The following is a 17,290-nucleotide window of genomic DNA, read 5'->3' as shown; positions in this document are numbered from 1 at the left end:
CAGCGCGATTGCGTACATCATGCACGCCGTCACACAGAGATACAGCCTAGGCGTGTTCCCTTTGCGTGAACAGAGTGCCCGGGCATGCGTCACCAGATCGTCACTCGATCGACTTCGGGGAGCCACAGCGCATCTCCCTCGACGACGCCGAACGCGTCGTAGAACGCATCGATGTTGCGCACGATCTGATTGCAGCGGAATTCATTCGGCGAGTGCGGATCGATCGCCAGCAGCCGGATCGCCTCGGCATCGCGCGACTTCTGCTGCCACACCTGCGCCCACGACAGGAACACGCGCTTCAGGCCGTCGAGACCGTCGATCTCGCCTGGCTCGCCGGCCTCGCCCTTCTCGACCGCGATCGAGTAGGCCTTCAGCGCGATGCCGAGCCCGCCGAGGTCTCCGATGTTCTCGCCGATGGTGAGCGCACCGTTGACGTGATGAGTCTCGGCCTCGAGACCGACGGGCGTGAGACTGTCGAACTGCGCGATGAGCGATGCGGTGCGCTTCTCGAACGCCTCACGGTCAGCTTCGGTCCACCAGTTCCGCAGCGCGCCCGTCCCGTCGTACTGCGAGCCCTGGTCGTCGAACCCATGGCCGATCTCGTGCCCGATCACGGCGCCGATTCCGCCGTAGTTCGCCGCGGGATCGCGCTCGACGTCGAAGAACGGGTACTGCAGGATGGCCGCGGGGAAGACGACCTCGTTCTGCAGCGGGTGGTAGTACGCGTTCACGGTCTGCGGGCTCATCAGCCACTCGTCGCGATCGATCGGCTGGCCGATCTTGCGCATCTGCCTGTCGTGCTCGAACCGGCCGGCGGCGGCCGCGTTGCCGACGAGATCGCCCGCATCGACGGCAAGCGCCGAGAAATCGCGCCAGACATCCGGATGGCCGATCTTCGGCGTGAACTGGTCGAGCTTCTCGAGCGCGCGCTCACGGGTCTCGGGGCTCATCCAGTCGAGCTCCGTGATGCTCTGCCGGTACGCCTCGACGAGGTTCTTCACGAGCGTGTCGATCTCGGCCTTCGCCTGCGGCGGGAAGTGGCGTTCGACGTAGATCCTGCCGACGGCCTCTCCCATGGCGCCCTCCACGAAACCGACGCCGCGCTTCCAACGCTCTCGGATCTGCGGCACCCCCGTGAGTGCCGTGCCGTAGAAACCGAAGTTCTCGTTCACGAACTCATCGGTCAGGTACGCCGCTGCTCCGCGCACCACCGCGTAGCGCAGCCATGCCTTCCAGTCGTCGAGCCGCTCCTCGACGAGCATCGACCCCAGACCCGTGACGAACGAGGGCTGGTTGACCACGATCTCGGCGAAGGCCGCGGCATCCGGCACGACCGCGTCGCGCCACGGCTCGAGGTCGGCACCTGCGAGCTCCTGCACTTCGGCCCATGTCTTCAGGTTGTACGTGGCCACCGCGTCGCGGCTGGCGACATTGTCCCAGTGGTGACCGGCCAGCTCGGTCTCCAGTGCCACCAGCCTGTCGGCCTGGTCGGCGGCGGCGTCGATTCCGGCGAGTGCCAGCATCCGCTCCACATGAGCGCGGAACGCCTCCCGCACCTCGGCGAACTGCTCCTCGCGGTAGTACTGCTCGTCGGGAAGAGACAGGCCGGCCTGCGCGACGAACGGAACGGCGCGCTCCGGATCGCCCGGGTCGGGTTCGACGTACAGGCCGAACACGCTCGCGACGCCCTCGCGGTCGAGCTCGCCGACGAAGCGGAGGAACGAGGGGATGTCGGCGAGCTCGTCGATGGCCGCGAAGCGCGAGCGCAGCGGCTCGGCGCCGAGCGCGTTGATGCGATCGACATCCATGAAGCTCGAGTACAGGTCGCCGATCTTGCGGGCCTGGCTACCGGGCTCGGCCTCGCGCATCTCTTCGACGATCGCGCGCACATCGGCCTCGGCTCGCTCTGCGAGCGCGTGGAACGAACCCCACCTCGCCTTGTCGTCGGGGATCTCGGTGCGTTCGATCCAACTGCCGTTCACGTGCCGGAAGAGGTCGTCCTGCGCGCGGATGTCGGGGTTCAGTTCGTCGACGGCGATGCCAGAGGGAAGAGCCATGGCTCCATCGTATTGACCCCGTCCGACATCGGGGCGAACGGTCAGAACGTCGGACGTGCCGAATACCGTGATCGCACGACGAGCTCGGAGCTCTCACCGCTCGCACAGAGGAACGACCCGTAGCGTGATCGCAGATCGGAGGCCGCATGATCATCGTCGACGTCGTCATCGTGGTGCTGGTGCTGCTCGCGCTTCTCGGCGGATTCCGGGTCGGGCTGTTCGCCAGCATCGGATGGTGGGCAGGGCTGGCCGCTGGTGCGATCGCGGCGCCGTGGGTGGTTCCGCTTGTGAGCTCGTTCGTCACGGCGCGAGAGTGGCGCGGGGTCGCGGTCGTCGGCACCGTGATCGCCCTGCTCGCGATCGGCGCGGGCCTGGGCGCGGCGATCGGTTCGGTCATCCGGCGCGGCGCGGACAAGATCAAGCTGCGCTTCTTCGAGCGTCTGACCGGCGGACTGCTCGCCGCCGCCTCGACCGCAGTCGTGCTCGTCACAGTCGGCTCGGCGATCGCCTCGGCCGGCGTGCCCGTGGTCTCATCCTCCATCGCGTCCTCGACGGTGCTGCGCACGATCGAGCGGTACACGCCGGAACCGGTGATCGAGGCCTTCGCCAAACTGCGCTCGGTGGTCGTCGACGATGCGCTCCCCGCCCTCGGCGGCGTGATCGCCGAAGGCACCGAGGTGCCGACGACCGACATCGATACGGGCAGCGCGGCGCTCGATGACGCGGCTGCCTCCGTCGCGCGCATCTCAGGCGTCGCCTACTCGTGCGGCACCGGCGCGACCGGGTCGGGATTCGTCGCCGACGACGATCTCATCGTCACCAACGCCCACGTCGTCGCCGGGGCCGACACCGTCATGGTCGAACTGCCGAACGAGCCGGCCGTCGACGGCGTCGTGGTGTACTTCGACCCGGTCGACGACCTCGCGCTGATCTCCGCCGACGTCGAGGCCGTGCCGCTCGACATCGTCGCGCCCGTCGGCGCCGATGCCGAAGGCGCCGTGCAGGGGTACCCATACGGCGGGCCCTTCACGGTGTCGCCTTCGACAGTGATGAACGTGGCGAACATGCCCGTCAAGGACATCTACGAGGAGCAGCGCAACGCGCGCGAGGTGTACACCCTCGCCGCCGAGGTGCGACCGGGCAACTCCGGCGGGCCGCTGCTCACCACCGACGGTGATGTCGCCGGGGTCGTCTTCGCCCGCGACGAGGGCGACGATCGCATCGGCTACGCCATGACGACGACCGAGCTCACTCCCGCACTCGACGGCGCGGGCTCAGAGCCTGTCTCGACGGGTGCCTGTACGTCGTAGCGGAGACCGGCAGGCGAGAGACCATCCGGATCATTCGGCCGCGACCCGCACCTGGTCCGAGACGAGCAGAGCTGCGCGAGATCCGGCCGCATCCGGGCAGATGACCTTCGTACCAGCACGCTCCCCTCACTCCGGTGCACACCGCGTCATCGACCGCCGCAGGCCCGGACGAACGCCCGACGCCCTCACGGCGAATACGCTCATGGGGTGACCGACTCACCGCGCACGCTCAACCGCCGCATCCTGGCGCTGGCTGTGCCCGCGCTGGGGGCGCTCATCGCCGAGCCGATCTTCCTCATCGTCGACTCGGCGATGGTCGGGCACCTCGGCATCACACCGCTGGCGGGGCTCGGCATCGGCGGTGCTGTGCTCCAGACCGTGGTCGGGCTGATGGTGTTCCTGGCGTACTCGACGACGCCCGCGGTCGCACGTCGCGTCGGGGCGGGCGACGTTCCCGGCGCCGTGACGGCCGGGATCAACGGCATGTGGTTGGCGCTGGCGATCGGAGCAGTGCTGTCGGTCGCCGGCTATCTCGCCACTCCCCTGCTGGTGGCAGCGTTCGGTGCACCGGACGAGGTCGCAGCGATGGCAGCGACCTACCTCGGCATCTCGATGTGGGGGCTGCCGGCGATGCTGATCGTGTTCGCAGCGACGGGCCTGCTGCGCGGTCTGCAGGACACGGTGACGCCGCTGTGGATCGCGGTGCTCGGCTTCGCCGCGAACGCCGGGCTGAACTGGGTGTTCATGTACGGTCTCGGCTGGGGCATCGCGGGGTCGGCGATGGGAACAGTCGTCGCTCAATGGGGCATGGTGGCCGTGTACGTCGCCATCGTCGCGCGCCTCGCGCGCAGACACAGCGCCGCGATCGCCCCGCAGCCCGGCGCCGTGCGCAGCTCGGCGCGCTCGGGCGGCTGGCTGTTCCTGCGCACCGTCAGCCTGCGGGTGAGCCTGCTGCTCACGGTCGGGGTGGCGACCATGCTCGGCACAGACGAGCTGGCGGGGTGGCAGATCGTCTTCACGATCTCGTCGACCGCCGCCTTCGCGATGGACGCGCTCGCGATCGCCGCCCAGGCGCTCATCGGCAAGTCCCTCGGCGAAGGCGACGAGCACCGTGTGCGACAGGTGGTGCGGCGCACGCTGGCGTGGGGCGCGTGGTTCGGCGTGCTGTGCGGCGCGGTCATCGCCGCGGCCAGCGGCGTGATCGGCCTGCTGTTCACCGGCGACGAGGAGGTCGCGCGCCTGCTGGTGCCCGCGCTCGTCCTGATGGGCATCACGCAGCCGCTCGCCGGCCTCGTCTATGTGCTCGACGGCGTGCTGATGGGCGCGAACGATGCGCGCTATCTCGCCGCGGTCGGAGCGATCAACCTGATCCCCTTCGTGCCGTACCTCGCCCTGCTGGCGTGGCTGACGCCGTCCGGATCCTGGGGCCTCGCGGCTCTCGCGGCAGGGTTCTTCGTCATCCTGATGGGCATGCGCTTCGTGACGCTGGCGCGACGCATCCGAGGCCAGGAGTGGCTGCAGCAGGAAGCGTGATGCCCGCTCCGCACGGCCGGTGCGCGGGCTACGCCCACCTCCGACTCGCCCCGCTCACGCGGGTCTCATACGACGCAGTGCCGGTCTGCCGCGCTCCGCACGGCGGGCGCCTCCGGCGGGCTACGCCCACCTCCGACACCATTCGTACATCACGACGGCTCCGGCAGCCGAGGCGTTGATCGAGCGGGTCGAGCCGTACTGCGCGATCTCGATGTGACTGGTCGCCGCGGCGAGCGCCTCGTCGCTCACGCCCGGTCCCTCCTGTCCGAAGAGGAACACGCAGCGCTCGGGCAGCTCGGCCCTGTCGACCGGAACAGCGTCACCGACGTTGTCGACGGCGACGATCGGCAGACCCTCGCTCTCACACCACTCACGGAACGAAGCGACATCCGGATGATGGATCACGTGCTGATAGCGATCGGTGACCATCGCGCCTCGTCGGTTCCAGCGCCTGCGTCCCACGATGTGCACCGTGTCGGCGAGGAACGCGTTGGCGCTGCGCACGATCGACCCGATGTTCATGTCGTGCTGCCAGTTCTCGATGGCGACGTGGAACCCGTGCCGCTTCGTGTCGAGGTCGGCGATGATCGCGTCCATCCTCCAGTAGCGGTACTCGTCGACGACGTTGCGCGAATCCCCGTCGCGCAGCAGCTCGGGATCGTACTGATCGCCGCTGGGCCACTCCCCCTGCCACGGGCCGACTCCGTGCGTGGGCGTCTCATTGCCGGGGTCTGAGGCTGCGTCTGTCACCCATTGAGGGTAGCGGGGCGCCGGCGCACACAACTCAACAGAATGCGCGTTCCCGCACACGATCTCAGCCGGATGATGTTGATCTGTGCGCGATCTGTTGTCGTATGCGCGGCGCCCTGCGCCCTCGCGGACGAGCAGACGAGCTGCTGGGCAGAAACAATTTTTCGGTGTGCCTAAAAATCTGGCACACTAGCCGGATGGAGCGCCGCACACACACAGGAAACGCGCGTCTGATCGCGTTGCTCGGCCCCGCGCTGGTCGCGGGCGTCGCCTATCTCGACCCAGGCAACGTCGCCGTCAACATGTCTGCGGGCGCCCAGTTCGGCTACCTGCTGGTGTGGGTCGTCGTGCTCGCCAACGCGATGGCGTGGCTGATCCAGTACCTCTCGGCCAAGCTCGGCGTCGTCACAGGGCGCAGCCTCGCGCAGACGCTCGGGCGGCGCATCCGGAACCCGTGGGCGCGCCGCGCGTACTGGGTGCAGGCGGAGCTCATCGCGATGGCCACCGATATCGCCGAGATCATCGGGGGCGCGGTCGCACTCTGGCTGCTCTTCGACATTCCTCTGCTGGTCGGCGGACTCATCACGGGCGCCGTGTCGATGGTGCTGCTCGCCGTGAAGTCGCACAGCGGAGCGCGCCCCTTCGAAGCGGTGATCATCGCCCTGCTCGCCATCATCTCCATCGGGTTCACCGTCGGGCTCTTCATCGGGCCGCCTGATCCGGCTGAGGCGGCATCCGGGCTTCTCCCCCGCTTCGAGGGAACGCAGTCGGTGCTGCTGGCCGCGTCGATCCTCGGCGCCACCGTGATGCCTCATGCCATCTACGCGCACAGCGCGCTCGCCCGCGACCGCTTCGGCGGCGATGTGTCCGCGACTCCGGCGCCGGCCACCACGGTCCCGAGCCGCGGCAGAATCGCCGAGACACGGCACAATCACCACGAGAATGCCGCATCTCAGCAAAAAGGCCGCGCCTCAGAGCACCAGACGCCGGATGATCCGCCCGCCGCACCCGAAGAGCGCGCCGCGACCAGCGAGGTCACCACCGCTCCGAGACGCGGCACAATCACCGAGACGCGGCACAATCACCGAGAGAATGCCGCATCTCAGCGGAAAGGCCGCGCCTCAGAGCACCCAGCGCCGGATGACCCGGCCGCCGCGCCGCTCGCCTCCCGTCCCCGCCTCATCCGGCGCCTGTTGCGTGCGACCCGCCTCGACGTGACGATCGCGCTCGTGATCGCCGGCACGGTCAACCTCGCCATCCTGCTGCTGGGCGCCGCGAACCTGCCGGGTGTCGACGGCACCGACTCCCTCGAGGGCGCGTACGCCGCGCTCAGCGCGGGACTGGGCCCCGTCATCGCAACGCTGTTCGCCGTCGGACTGCTCGCCAGCGGCCTCGCCTCGACCTCTGTCGGCGCGTATGCGGGTGCCGAGATCATGCAGGGGCTGCTGCGCATCCGGCTGCCGCTTCTCGCACGACGCCTCATCACCCTGATCCCGGCGATCGTGATCCTCGCCGTCGGCTTCGATCCCACCCAGGCGCTCGTGCTCAGTCAGGTGGCGCTGTCGTTCGGCATCCCGTTCGCGCTGATTCCGCTCGTCGTGCTGACCGCGCAGCGGCGCACCCTCGGCGAACACCGCAACCGCTGGTGGACCACCGCACTCGGCTGGGCGTCGAGCGCCTTCCTGATCGCGCTGAACGTCGTGCTGCTGGTGCTCACCTTCGCGGGAGTGTGACCGGCGACCGCGTACCCTTGGGGGCGTGGCTTCGCCGGCAATCGACGACTATCTCAAAACGATCTACGCGCACACCGAGTGGCAGGATGCGCCGATCACGCCGTCGGTGCTGGCCGCGAACCTCGGGGTGGCGCCGTCGAGCGTGACCGAGATGGTGAAGAAGCTCGCCGCGCAGGGCCTCGTCGCGCACGAGCCGTACCGGGCGGTGCGGCTGACCGAGGCAGGCGAACGCCGGGCGCTCGAGATGACGCGCAGGCACCGCCTGATTGAGACATGGCTCGTGAGCGAGTTCGACTACTCGTGGGACGAGGTGCACGACGAGGCGGAGATCCTCGAGCATTCGATCAGCGACCGACTGCTCGAGAAGATCGACGAGCGGCTCGGCAGGCCGAGGTTCGACCCGCACGGCGACGCGATTCCGGATGCCGCGGGGCACGTCGAGCGGGTGCCGTTCGTCCTGCTCGCCGACGCCGCCCTCGGTCACACCGGGCGCGTGCTGCGCGTGAGCGACCGTGACCCCGACCTGCTGCGCGCGATCGAAGAGTCCGGGCTCACAGTCGGCGCCGAGCACCGTGTCGGCGACGCCGTCCCACCCGGCGCTGGGGATGCGGTCTGGCTGAGCGCATAGGCGGGCACCCAGCGATCACGGGAGACCCGGATCGATGTCGAGCCGGTCGCTGAACAGAAGGGGACGATGAACGAATCGCCGCACGCTGACGTGTCCGACACTCACGTCGTCGCCCACCCCGAGACGCTGTACGTCGGCACTTGAGATCACACGCCCTGGCGCCCACTGGGCTGAGTCCGATCCGGACGATGCTTCCGTGCCGGAGGTCGGCGCCCCGTTCCACACAGACCGCGCCCTATTAGTACCCAGGTGCCATCCGGATCATCCTGTGGACCGATGTGCGGCGCGCGTGCGCTCCGTAACGTCGAAGACATGATCACAGCAGAGAACCTCACCAAGCGCTTCGGACCGAAGACGGCGGTCGACCGGGCGACATTCGTGGCACGTCCGGGACAGGTCACCGGCTTCCTCGGGCCGAACGGCGCAGGCAAGTCCACCACGATGCGGATGGTCGTCGGACTCGACCGGCCAGACGGCGGCAGCGTCACGGTCGCCGGCCGGAAGTTCACCGACTCCCCCGCCCCGATGACGGAGGTCGGCTCCCTGCTCGACGCGAAGGCGCTCCATCCGGGGCGCACAGCCGAGTCGCACCTGAAGATGCTGGCGGCGACCCACGGCATCGGCACCAAGCGCGTGCACGAGGTGCTCGAGATGACCGGCATGGAGCAGGTGGCGCGCAAACGCGTCGGCGGCTTCTCGCTCGGCATGCATCAGCGCCTCGGCATCGCGGCCACCATGCTCGGCGACCCGCACACGCTGATCTTCGACGAGCCGGTCAACGGTCTCGACCCGGAGGGCGTGCACTGGGTGCGCCGCTTCGTGCGCTCGCTCGCCGCTGAGGGACGCACCATCTTCCTCTCCTCGCACCTGATGAGCGAGATGGCGCAGACGGCCGACCACATCATCGTTCTCGGCAAGGGCCGCGTGCTCGCCGACGCTCCGGTGAGCGAGTTCATCGGTGGTGCCGCCAGCGAGCGCACCCGTGTTCGCGTGTCGGACGCGGCGCGCCTGGCTCCCCTGCTGGAGGCCGACGGCGTCGCCGTCACGACCACAGGCGCCGACGTCGTCGAGGTGGCGGGACTCGCCGCCTCGACGATCGCGCACGCCGCGGTCGGCGCGGGGCTCGAACTGCACGAACTGACTCCGATGCGCGCCTCCCTGGAGGACGCCTACCTCGCCCTCACCGGCGACGCCACCGAATACCACAGCGACGAAGCCGCGATCGCGGCGTGACCGCGACTTCCTGGGAGAGATGAACATGACTACCGCAACCGCACAGCCCGCCGCACCCGTCCAGTCCGCCGCGCGCAGCGGCTCGCACGCCGACGCGCGCATCACCTTCCCGCACCTCGTCCGCGCTCAGTGGATCACGCTGTCGAGCCTGCGAGGCACCCTCGTCTCGCTGCTCCTCGGCATCGGACTGGCCGTCGGCCTCGCCGGCGCATTCAGCCTGATGATCTCGCTGAGCAATCAGATGTCAGAGGGCGCCACAGCGCTCCCCGACCTCACGACGATGGGCACGAACACCATCACAGTCGCCCTGTGCGTCGCCGTGCTCGTCGCCGTCTCCTTCTACGCGAAGGAGCACTCGACGGGCGCGCACCGCACGCTGCTCGCCGCCGCTCCCCGTCGCGCCACCCTGATCGGCGCGAAGGCCGTCGTCATCGCGGTGAGCGCGTTCGTCGCAGCGGTCATCGCGCTCGCACTGTCGTTCGCCGCCGTCTCGATCGTCTACGCGGGCTTCGGCAACCCCGTCCTGACCGGGTCCTTCCTCGACAGCATCCTGCTGCCGATCCTCGGAGGCGCGTTCTACGTCGCCGCGAGCGCCGTGTTCGCCCTGGGCGTCTCCGTGCTGCTGCGCAGCGAGACGTGGGGCATCCTGCTCGTTCTGGTGTACCTGCTGATGCTGCCGACCGTGCTGATGCTGCTGCCATTCGACTGGGCTCCCACCACGGCGGAGTACCTGCTCTCAAGCACCGGATCTCAGTTGGCCGCGCCGTTCGCAGGCTTCACCGGCGAGCTGGCCGCAGATCTCGCGCTCACGCTCGCTTGGCCGATCGCGGCGCTCGGGCTCGGCATGGCCGTCGAGAGCGGCCGAGACGCCTGACCCGACCCACCGATGCGTGCGCTCCGCCGACGCCCGAGAGGGATCGGCGGAGCGCACGCTTCTGGCCGGGAACGAACCGGGCGACCTGTCCGTGCAACATCTAAGGTCGAGGACATGGCGAAACCGAAGCAGGCGAAGGCCCCGGATGATCCGGGCGCCGACCTCGCCCTGCCCCGACCGCCCGGCGCCATCCGGCGCTGGCTCGACCGCCACCCCCGAGCCGTCGACTGGACGATCGCGGTCGTCTGCCAGGCGCCGCTGCTGGTCATCGCAATCGTGCTGCCGGCAACCGGCACGGCGGGCGCACTCGACGTCGCCTGGGCGCTGATCACCGTCGCCGTCGGGTTCACGGCACTGCTGCTGCGCCGACGCTTCCCGCTCGAAGGTGTCATCGCCGTCACCATCCTGCCCCTGGTCGGAACTCTCCTGCCGCTGACCAACGACGCCAGCGGCTGGATCGACGTATACGTGCTGCTGTACTCGCTCGGCGTGCACTCGACGACGCGCCGGATGTGGATCGGCTACGGCATCGCAGCGCTGGGCGCGATCATCACGGCCGTCATCGTCCAGCTCGGCGTCGGCGAGAACCCTCTTGTTCCCGCAGGGGTCGGCATCCCGATGCTGATCTTCTACCTCGTGCCCACGCTGCTCGGCATGTCGGTCGGCGGCCGCCGCCGCTACATCGCGGCGATCATCGCCAGGGCGGAGGACCTCGCCCGCGAACGCGATCAGCGCGCCAAGCTCGCCGTCACCGAGGAGCGCGCCCGTGTCGCTCGCGAGATGCACGACATCGTCTCCCACGGCCTCACGGTGATGGTCACGCTGTCGGAGGGAGCCGCCGCGCAGGCCGAAGCCGGTGCGCAGGGCGCTCCTGATGCCATGCGCCGGGTCGCTTCCGCCGGCAGGGATGCTCTTGCGGACATGCGCCGCCTGCTCGGCCTTCTCCGCGACCCTGATGCACCGGCCGACCTGGCGCCGCAGCCGACGGCGAACGATGTGGACGACCTGATCGAGGGGTTCCGCGAGGCTGGCATGCCGGTCCGCTGGACGCATTCGGGCGCTCCTCTGCGCGCGGACGACAGTGATCGCCCCGACATTCCACTGGCGGCATACAGAATCCTGCAGGAGGGCCTGACCAATGTGCTCCGGCACGCGCCCGGAACGCCGCACGTCGATGTGTCCGTCGACAACCACAGCGACGAGCTCGTCATCACGATCGAGAACGCCCGCCCTGACCGAAGAGTCGCCAGTGAGCAGGAGATGCGCGGCGCCGGCCGCGGACTCATCGGCGCTCGTGAGCGGGCGGCGCTGCACGGCGGCACCGTCGAGGCCGGCCCCACGCCGCGGGGCGGGTGGCGCCTGCGCGCCGTACTGAGAAAGGACATGCCGTGAACGACATGGAAGCTGCGTCGACGCCGATCCGCGTTGCCATCGCCGATGATCAGGAGCTCATCCGGATGGGCCTGAGAATGGTGCTCGACGTGCATCCGGACATCGAGGTGGTCGCGGAGGCCGAGAACGGTGCGGAGGCGACGCGTCTCGACCCGGCAGCGATCGATGTCATCCTGATGGATGTCCGGATGCCCGGGCTGGACGGCATCGCGGCGACGGAGCAGATCGTCGGTCGGCCGGATGCTCCGCGCATCCTGGTGCTGACGACGTTCGATCTCGACGAATATGCCTTCGCGGCCATACGTGCGGGAGCCAGCGGGTTCCTGCTCAAAGATGCCCGTCCTGAGGAGCTGCTCAGCGCCATCCGGTCCGTGCATTCCGGCGACGCGGCACTCGCCCCCAGCGTGACGCGCAAGCTGATGCAGCGCTTCGCCGGCGGGCCCGCCGAGCCGACCGTGCCGTCCGCTCAGCGCAGTCCCGTCGTCTCGGCACCGGACGACCCCACGGGGAACGCCCCGCACGTCGCCGCACTCGCTGCTCTCACCCCGCGCGAGCGCGAGATTCTCACCGCCATCGCCGAGGGCCTGTCGAACGACGAACTGGCCGAGCGATTCTTCCTGTCGTCGTCGACGATCAAGACCCACATCGGCCGGCTGCTGCACAAGCTCGGAGCCCGCGACCGCGTGCACCTCGTCATCCTCGCCTACGAGGCCGGCCTCACTGGCAGCGCCTAGCGGCTCAGGCTCAGGCTCAGGCTCAGGCTCAGGCTCAGGCTCAGGCTCAGGCTCAGGCTCAGGCTCAGGCTCAGGCTCAGGCTCAGGCTCAGGCTCAGGCTCAGGCTCAGGCCGCGAGGATGCGATCGATCACCTGCAGAACACCGCCTTCGGTGTTCGAGGCGGTGATGTGCTTGGCCCGCTCCTGCACAGCGGGATGCGCGTTCGCCATCGCAAAAGAATGCTCGGCGGCATCGAGCATCTGCAGATCGTTGAGGTAGTCACCGAAGGCCACGGTCTGCGCCGGGGTCACACCGAGCCGCTGCTGCAGGGCACGCACCGCGACGCCCTTGTCGACCGCCGGTGACATGATGTCGACCCAGTGCTGCCCCGACACGACGACCTGGTGGGAGGCGGCGAACGGCTCCAGCGCCTTCACCAGCCGCCCCTGCCCCTCGAAGTCGGCGACCGCGAGCTTGAGGATCTCGTCGTCGTGATCGAGCGCGTCGTCCACCGCGGTGAGGTAAGCGTAGTACTGGCTGAACGCCTTGGCGAACATCGGGTCCGTGCGCTCGACGTAGGCGCCCCGCTTGCCGCACACCACCAGGCCCACCTCGTTGCCTGCCGCCTCGTACGCCCGCAGTGCGTCGACGATCCGGGCCGCGCCGGAGCGCTCGATCGTGATCGACGAAAGCTCCTCGCCGTCCTGGACGACGAAGGCGCCGTTCTCGGCGATCACCACCATGCCGGCGAGCACCTGCTCGAACAGGCGGGCGATCATGCCGTACTGGCGTCCGCTCGCCGGTGCAAAGACGATGCCGCGCTCGGTGAGCGCCTCCAGCCGCGGCCACAGGCCGTCCGGAATGCGCCCTTCCTCGTCGAGCAGCGTGCCATCCATATCTGTCACGAGGAGACGGATGTCGGTGGTGTCGAAAGGAAGCGGGTTCGGCATGCAGACTCCTGGGCGTTCGGGATGAGGCGCCCCCAGTCTTGCGCACTTTCGCCAGCTCGCGGCTTCGGCGCAGCGGCCGGGCGGCGGAGGTGCCGCGCTGCAGCGCTTCGCGGCTCGACCGTCCACGGCGCACCTTCCCCTGGTCCAGACCGTGCACGGCGGCACCTCTACACTGACCAGGATGACCGCGCCTCCCTCAGGATCGACGACGACCCGCCTCCGAGAGATCGTGACGACGGTCGCACCGGGCGAGCTGCTGCCATCGGAGCGCACGCTCGCCGCACAGCTGGGCGTCGCCCGCATGACCGTCCGCTCGGCGATCGAGGCGCTCGCCCGCGAGGGGCTGGTGCGCACGCGGCCCGGTGTGGGCACAGAGCGCCTGCCGGCCGCCGTGCGCTTGAGCGTCGGACTGCGCTCGTTCGCGGGGGCTGTGCGCGAGCACGGGCTGCAGCCGAGCTCACGGCTGCTGCATCTCGCTGACGACACCGAACGCCCCCGCGAGGTGGGCAGCTGGTTCGGGCTCGCCGACGATGAACCGCTGGTGCACCTGCGGCGCATCCGGCTCGGCGACGATCATCCGCTCGCGCTCGAAGAGACCTGGCTCTCCCCCGACCTGGTGCCGGATCTCGACCGAGACCTCGCGATCGGCAGCCTCTACGACCTGTTCGCACAGCGCGAGCTGAGGCCGACCGACGGTGTGGAGCTGGTCACGGCCTCGCTGCCGAACCAGGCGGAGATCGACGGCCTGGGCGTCTCCATCACGCTCCCCGTGCTGCGTCTCACGCGCCAGGCCTTCGTCGGCACGACCCCACTGGAGTTCGCTCGGGTCACCTTCCCCGCCGACCAGTACGAGCTCTCCTTCCCCCTCACCACGGCAACGGCTCGCTGAGCGCGCGGAGCCGCGCCGCTGACACACACGGCGAGCCGCCCCCCGATGCTGGTCTAGACCAGCACGCGGTATCGGTGTACGCTCTGCCCAGTCCTCTTCCCCATCGACGGAGATGCAACCATGAAATTCTTCCAACGGCTCGGCAGGTCACTCATGCTGCCCGTCGCCGTGCTCCCCGTGGCAGCGATCCTGCGCGGCATCGGATACTGGATCGAGACCGCGGCCGGTGATGCCAACCTCGTCTCGGCGATCTTCTCCACGGCAGGCGGCGCGCTGCTCGACAACCTCGCGCTGCTGTTCGCGATCGGTGTATCGATCGGAATGGCCTCGAAGACCGACGGCACCTCGGCGCTGGCCGGCCTCGTATCGTGGCTCGTCATCACGTCGATGCTCAATCCGGATGCGGTCGCCGTGTTCCAGGGCATCGAAGTCGACGCCGTCAACCCGGCGTTCGGCAACATCGAGAACGCGTTCATCGGCATCCTCGCCGGTCTGATCGGCGCCGTATGCTACGACCGATTCAAGAACGTCAAGCTGCCAGACTGGCTGTCGTTCTTCTCCGGCAAGCGGTCAGTGGCGATCGTCACGGCCGGCGCCTCACTCGTGGTCGCACTCGTGCTCTACTTCCTCTGGCCGTTCGTCTACGGCGGGCTGGTCGGCTTCGGCGAGTGGATCGTCACCCTCGGCCCCGTCGGCGCCGGGATCTACGGTTTCCTGAACCGCCTGCTCATCCCGCTCGGCCTGCACCACGCGCTCAACTCGGTGTTCTGGTTCGATGTCGCCGGCATCAACGACCTGAACAACTTCCTCAACGACACCGGCACCTACGGCGTCACCGGCCAGTACATGACCGGCTTCTTCCCGATCATGATGTTCGGCCTTCCCGGCGCCGCGCTGGCGATGTACGTCACCGCGAAGACCAAGCGCAAGAAGATCGTCGCGGGCATCCTGCTCTCATCGGCCGTGTCGTCGTTCTTCGTCGGCGTGACCGAGCCGCTGGAGTTCGCGTTCATGTTCCTCGCGCCATGGCTGTACGTGGTGCACGCGGTGTTCACGGGCATCTCGATGGCGATCACGACGATCCTGCCGGTGAGGAGCGGCTTCGGCTTCTCCGGCGGCTTCATCGACCTCGTGCTCAGCTGGGTGAATCCGCTCGCCCAGAACCCGTGGGTCATCTTCATCATGGGCGTGGTGTGGTTCGCGATCTACTTCTTCGTCTTCCGCTGGATCATCCTGAGGTTCCGTCTGAAGACCCCAGGCCGCGAGGACGACGACGAGTTCAGCGACGGGCCCGTCGACACGACGGACAACGGCTACCTCACCACGGGCGCCGCGTTCATCACCGCTCTCGGCGGCAAGGAGAACATCGTCGAGCTCGACAACTGCGCCACACGGCTCCGGATGGAGATCGGCGACGTTGCGAAGGTCGACGAGGCCGCGCTCAAGCGGGCCGGCGCCACGGGCACGATGAAGCCCGGCGGGCACTCGGTCCAGGTGATCTACGGCCTCAACGTGCAGTTCGTGAAGGACGCGATGGAGCTCGTCATGGCAGGCGCGGAGGTGCCTGACACGCCTGGTCCCGCAGCGGACGGCGCCGTGGCAGTCGCCGCTCCCCCGCGCGCGATCGTGCTCAAGCAGCCCATCGCCGGCGCGATGGTGCCGCTGTCCGAGGTTCCGGATGAGGCGTTCGCGCAGGCCGCGTTCGGCCCGGGCATCGCCGTCGAACCGACGGGCGACACGATCGTCGCCCCCGGCCCGGGACGCGTCGAGTCGATGTTCCCGACCGGCCACGCCATCGGTCTCGCCCTCGATGACGGCACCGAGGTGCTCATCCACGTCGGCATCGACACGGTCGAGATGGCCGGCGACGGCTTCGAGACCCTGGTCGAGCAGGGCGACATCGTCGACGAGGGAACACCCCTCGTGCGCGTCGACCTCGCCAAGGTGCGCGCGGCGGGCCATCCCACCGTCACCCCCATCGTCGTGCTGAACGCCCCGGATGCCGTGGTCGGCCTGCGCTGATCACCTCACCCGACCGTTCCGGTGTCGGAGATCGACCTCGATCCGCGTGTGAAGGTCGATTTCCGACACCGGAGCTGCAAGTGCCCACGGCGAGTCAGCGGCGCGTGCGCGCGGCCTTGGCGAACGGCCAATGCACGCCGGTGAGCTCCTCGCACCGCTCCCACACGCGTTCGCGCACGTCGGGGTCGTTCGACGTTCCCGACGGCTTGACGCGCACGGGTGCGCCGCGAGTGAGGAACTTCGGTCCGATGAACTCGCCGCCTGTCACATCCGAGTCGATCAGCGCCCGCACCGGAGCCCAGGCTCCGTGCTGCTTGCTCTGCGCGATGGGCGCCTGCATCCCGTCGCGCAGACGCTTCCACCGGCTCGGCTGGTTCACGCCGGCGACCACAGGGCTGCGTCCGCCGATCGAGTACCCGGGGTGGGCGAGCACGCTGTCGACTGGGACGCCCGCTTCACGAAGACGTGCGTTCGCCTCCAGCGCCAGCGACTGCACGACGACCTTCGACTGCACGTACGCCTTCCATGCGGCATAGCTCTTCTCGAGTTGGATGTCCTTCGGCTCGTACGTGCCCATCCGGGTCGACATGCTGCCGAGCCACACCATCCGGGCAGTGTGCGCACCGGAGGCCGCCTTCGCAAGCGTGGTGAGCAGTTCGCCGGCGAGCACGAAGTGGCCGAGCGCGTTCGTGGCGAGCACGAGTTCGCGCCCGTCACGGGTGATCCGGCGCCGTCGCGGGGTGTGCACGATGCCCGCGTTCAGCAGCACGCCGTCGAGCTTCTGGCGGGAGAAGACCCCGCCCTTCAGCGACGCGGCCGCCGACCGCACCGATCCGGGGTTGGCGACGTCGAGGATCAGCGTCTCGACCGATGCACCTGGCACCCTCGCCTCGATCGCATCGTGCGCCGCGTGCAGCCGGTTCGGATGCCGCCCGCTCATCACGACGTGGGCGCCGGCGCGCGCCAGCTGCTCGCTCGCGAAGTACCCCAGGCCCGCGTTCGCCCCGGTGATGAGATAGGTGCGCCCCTTCAGATCGGGAAGGCGCAGCGGATCCCACGATTGGCGCGGGCGAGCGTTCACGCGTTGACCATATCGCCGAATCTCTCGGAAACCCGCCCGGCGCGGCGCAGACGCGCACAATAAGGGGCCCGTCGTCCAGACCGCAGGCCAAGCGGCCCAGGCGGGACTGTGGTCCGGCCTCTA

The 17,290-nt window shown here is 68.9% G+C and carries 14 protein-coding genes; 10 read left to right on the top strand and 4 right to left on the bottom strand.

Annotated elements, in window-relative coordinates; translation table 11 throughout:
* Positions 1–89: 89 nt before the first annotated feature.
* Positions 90–2,057, bottom strand: coding sequence for a M13 family metallopeptidase (locus CIK77_RS09600; RefSeq protein WP_087055808.1), 1,968 nt, complete (start codon positions 2,055–2,057; stop codon positions 90–92).
* 146 nt (positions 2,058–2,203) lie between these two features.
* Between CIK77_RS09600 and CIK77_RS09595 the strand changes: the two genes are divergently transcribed.
* Complete coding sequence (locus CIK77_RS09595) at positions 2,204–3,367, top strand: MarP family serine protease (protein ID WP_087055809.1); 1,164 nt, start codon at positions 2,204–2,206, stop codon at positions 3,365–3,367.
* Between the two features lie 207 nt (positions 3,368–3,574).
* Positions 3,575–4,900, top strand: coding sequence for an MATE family efflux transporter (locus CIK77_RS09590; RefSeq protein ID WP_087055810.1), 1,326 nt, complete (start codon positions 3,575–3,577; stop codon positions 4,898–4,900).
* 120 nt (positions 4,901–5,020) lie between these two features.
* Here the strand turns inward: CIK77_RS09590 and CIK77_RS09585 are convergent, their stop codons facing one another.
* Positions 5,021–5,650: a TrmH family RNA methyltransferase gene (locus CIK77_RS09585; protein WP_087055811.1), complete on the bottom strand. Its 630-nt coding sequence runs from the start codon at positions 5,648–5,650 to the stop codon at positions 5,021–5,023.
* 197 nt (positions 5,651–5,847) lie between these two features.
* Between CIK77_RS09585 and CIK77_RS18130 the strand changes: the two genes are divergently transcribed.
* The 6 genes from CIK77_RS18130 (at position 5,848) to CIK77_RS09555 (ending at position 12,244) form a co-directional block, all read left to right on the top strand.
* Positions 5,848–7,383, top strand: coding sequence for an Nramp family divalent metal transporter (locus tag CIK77_RS18130; RefSeq protein WP_249268669.1), 1,536 nt, complete (start codon positions 5,848–5,850; stop codon positions 7,381–7,383).
* 25 nt (positions 7,384–7,408) lie between these two features.
* Positions 7,409–8,011 (top strand): metal-dependent transcriptional regulator, encoded by a 603-nt coding sequence (locus tag CIK77_RS09575; protein WP_087055812.1) that lies wholly within the window; start codon positions 7,409–7,411, stop codon positions 8,009–8,011.
* A gap of 312 nt (positions 8,012–8,323) precedes the next feature.
* Positions 8,324–9,244 carry an ATP-binding cassette domain-containing protein gene (locus CIK77_RS09570; protein ID WP_087055916.1) on the top strand — a complete coding sequence of 307 codons (921 nt, stop codon included), beginning with the start codon at positions 8,324–8,326 and terminating at the stop codon, positions 9,242–9,244.
* A gap of 25 nt (positions 9,245–9,269) precedes the next feature.
* Entirely contained in the window at positions 9,270–10,118 is an 849-nt protein-coding gene (locus tag CIK77_RS09565) for a hypothetical protein (protein WP_140403555.1), read from the top strand.
* A 114-nt stretch (positions 10,119–10,232) separates the two neighbouring features.
* Positions 10,233–11,510 carry a sensor histidine kinase gene (locus CIK77_RS09560; protein ID WP_087055815.1) on the top strand — a complete coding sequence of 426 codons (1,278 nt, stop codon included), beginning with the start codon at positions 10,233–10,235 and terminating at the stop codon, positions 11,508–11,510.
* Positions 11,511–11,515: 5 nt separating this feature from the next.
* Positions 11,516–12,244 (top strand): response regulator transcription factor, encoded by a 729-nt coding sequence (locus tag CIK77_RS09555; protein ID WP_087055917.1) that lies wholly within the window; start codon positions 11,516–11,518, stop codon positions 12,242–12,244.
* A gap of 106 nt (positions 12,245–12,350) precedes the next feature.
* Here CIK77_RS09555 and CIK77_RS09545 read toward each other — a convergent pair whose 3' ends face one another.
* On the bottom strand, positions 12,351–13,175 hold the full coding sequence (locus CIK77_RS09545; RefSeq protein ID WP_087055816.1) for a Cof-type HAD-IIB family hydrolase: 825 nt from the start codon (positions 13,173–13,175) through the stop codon (positions 12,351–12,353).
* A gap of 181 nt (positions 13,176–13,356) precedes the next feature.
* Here CIK77_RS09545 and CIK77_RS09540 point away from each other — a divergent pair, with 181 nt between their 5' ends.
* Both CIK77_RS09540 and nagE read left to right on the top strand, forming a co-directional pair.
* A complete protein-coding gene (locus tag CIK77_RS09540) occupies positions 13,357–14,064 on the top strand; it encodes a GntR family transcriptional regulator (protein ID WP_087055817.1) in 708 nt (235 codons plus the stop codon).
* Between the two features lie 120 nt (positions 14,065–14,184).
* On the top strand, positions 14,185–16,086 hold the full coding sequence (nagE, locus tag CIK77_RS09535; RefSeq protein WP_087055818.1) for an N-acetylglucosamine-specific PTS transporter subunit IIBC: 1,902 nt from the start codon (positions 14,185–14,187) through the stop codon (positions 16,084–16,086).
* A 94-nt stretch (positions 16,087–16,180) separates the two neighbouring features.
* Here the strand turns inward: nagE and CIK77_RS09530 are convergent, their stop codons facing one another.
* A complete protein-coding gene (locus CIK77_RS09530) occupies positions 16,181–17,167 on the bottom strand; it encodes an SDR family NAD(P)-dependent oxidoreductase (protein WP_170934201.1) in 987 nt (328 codons plus the stop codon).
* Between the last annotated feature and the right edge of the window lie 123 nt (positions 17,168–17,290).

The sequence above is a fragment of the Microbacterium sp. JB110 genome (assembly GCF_003335195.1).
In the GTDB taxonomy this organism is placed as follows: Bacteria; Actinomycetota; Actinomycetes; order Actinomycetales; family Microbacteriaceae; genus Microbacterium.
This window is presented reverse-complemented; position numbering and strand designations above follow the sequence as displayed.

Bases quoted from the DNA above. Each gene is read 5' to 3' on its own strand.
- CIK77_RS09540 (WP_087055817.1), top strand. From the start codon at position 13,357: ATGACCGCGCCTCCCTCAGGATCGACGACGACCCGCCTCCGAGAGATC.
- CIK77_RS18130 (WP_249268669.1), top strand. From the start codon at position 5,848: ATGGAGCGCCGCACACACACAGGAAACGCGCGTCTGATCGCGTTGCTC.
- CIK77_RS09565 (WP_140403555.1), top strand. From the start codon at position 9,270: ATGACTACCGCAACCGCACAGCCCGCCGCACCCGTCCAGTCCGCCGCG.
- nagE (WP_087055818.1), top strand. From the start codon at position 14,185: ATGAAATTCTTCCAACGGCTCGGCAGGTCACTCATGCTGCCCGTCGCC.
- CIK77_RS09555 (WP_087055917.1), top strand. From the start codon at position 11,516: ATGGAAGCTGCGTCGACGCCGATCCGCGTTGCCATCGCCGATGATCAG.
- CIK77_RS09560 (WP_087055815.1), top strand. From the start codon at position 10,233: ATGGCGAAACCGAAGCAGGCGAAGGCCCCGGATGATCCGGGCGCCGAC.
- CIK77_RS09570 (WP_087055916.1), top strand. From the start codon at position 8,324: ATGATCACAGCAGAGAACCTCACCAAGCGCTTCGGACCGAAGACGGCG.
- CIK77_RS09595 (WP_087055809.1), top strand. From the start codon at position 2,204: ATGATCATCGTCGACGTCGTCATCGTGGTGCTGGTGCTGCTCGCGCTT.
- CIK77_RS09600 (WP_087055808.1), bottom strand. From the start codon at position 2,057: ATGGCTCTTCCCTCTGGCATCGCCGTCGACGAACTGAACCCCGACATC.
- CIK77_RS09545 (WP_087055816.1), bottom strand. From the start codon at position 13,175: ATGCCGAACCCGCTTCCTTTCGACACCACCGACATCCGTCTCCTCGTG.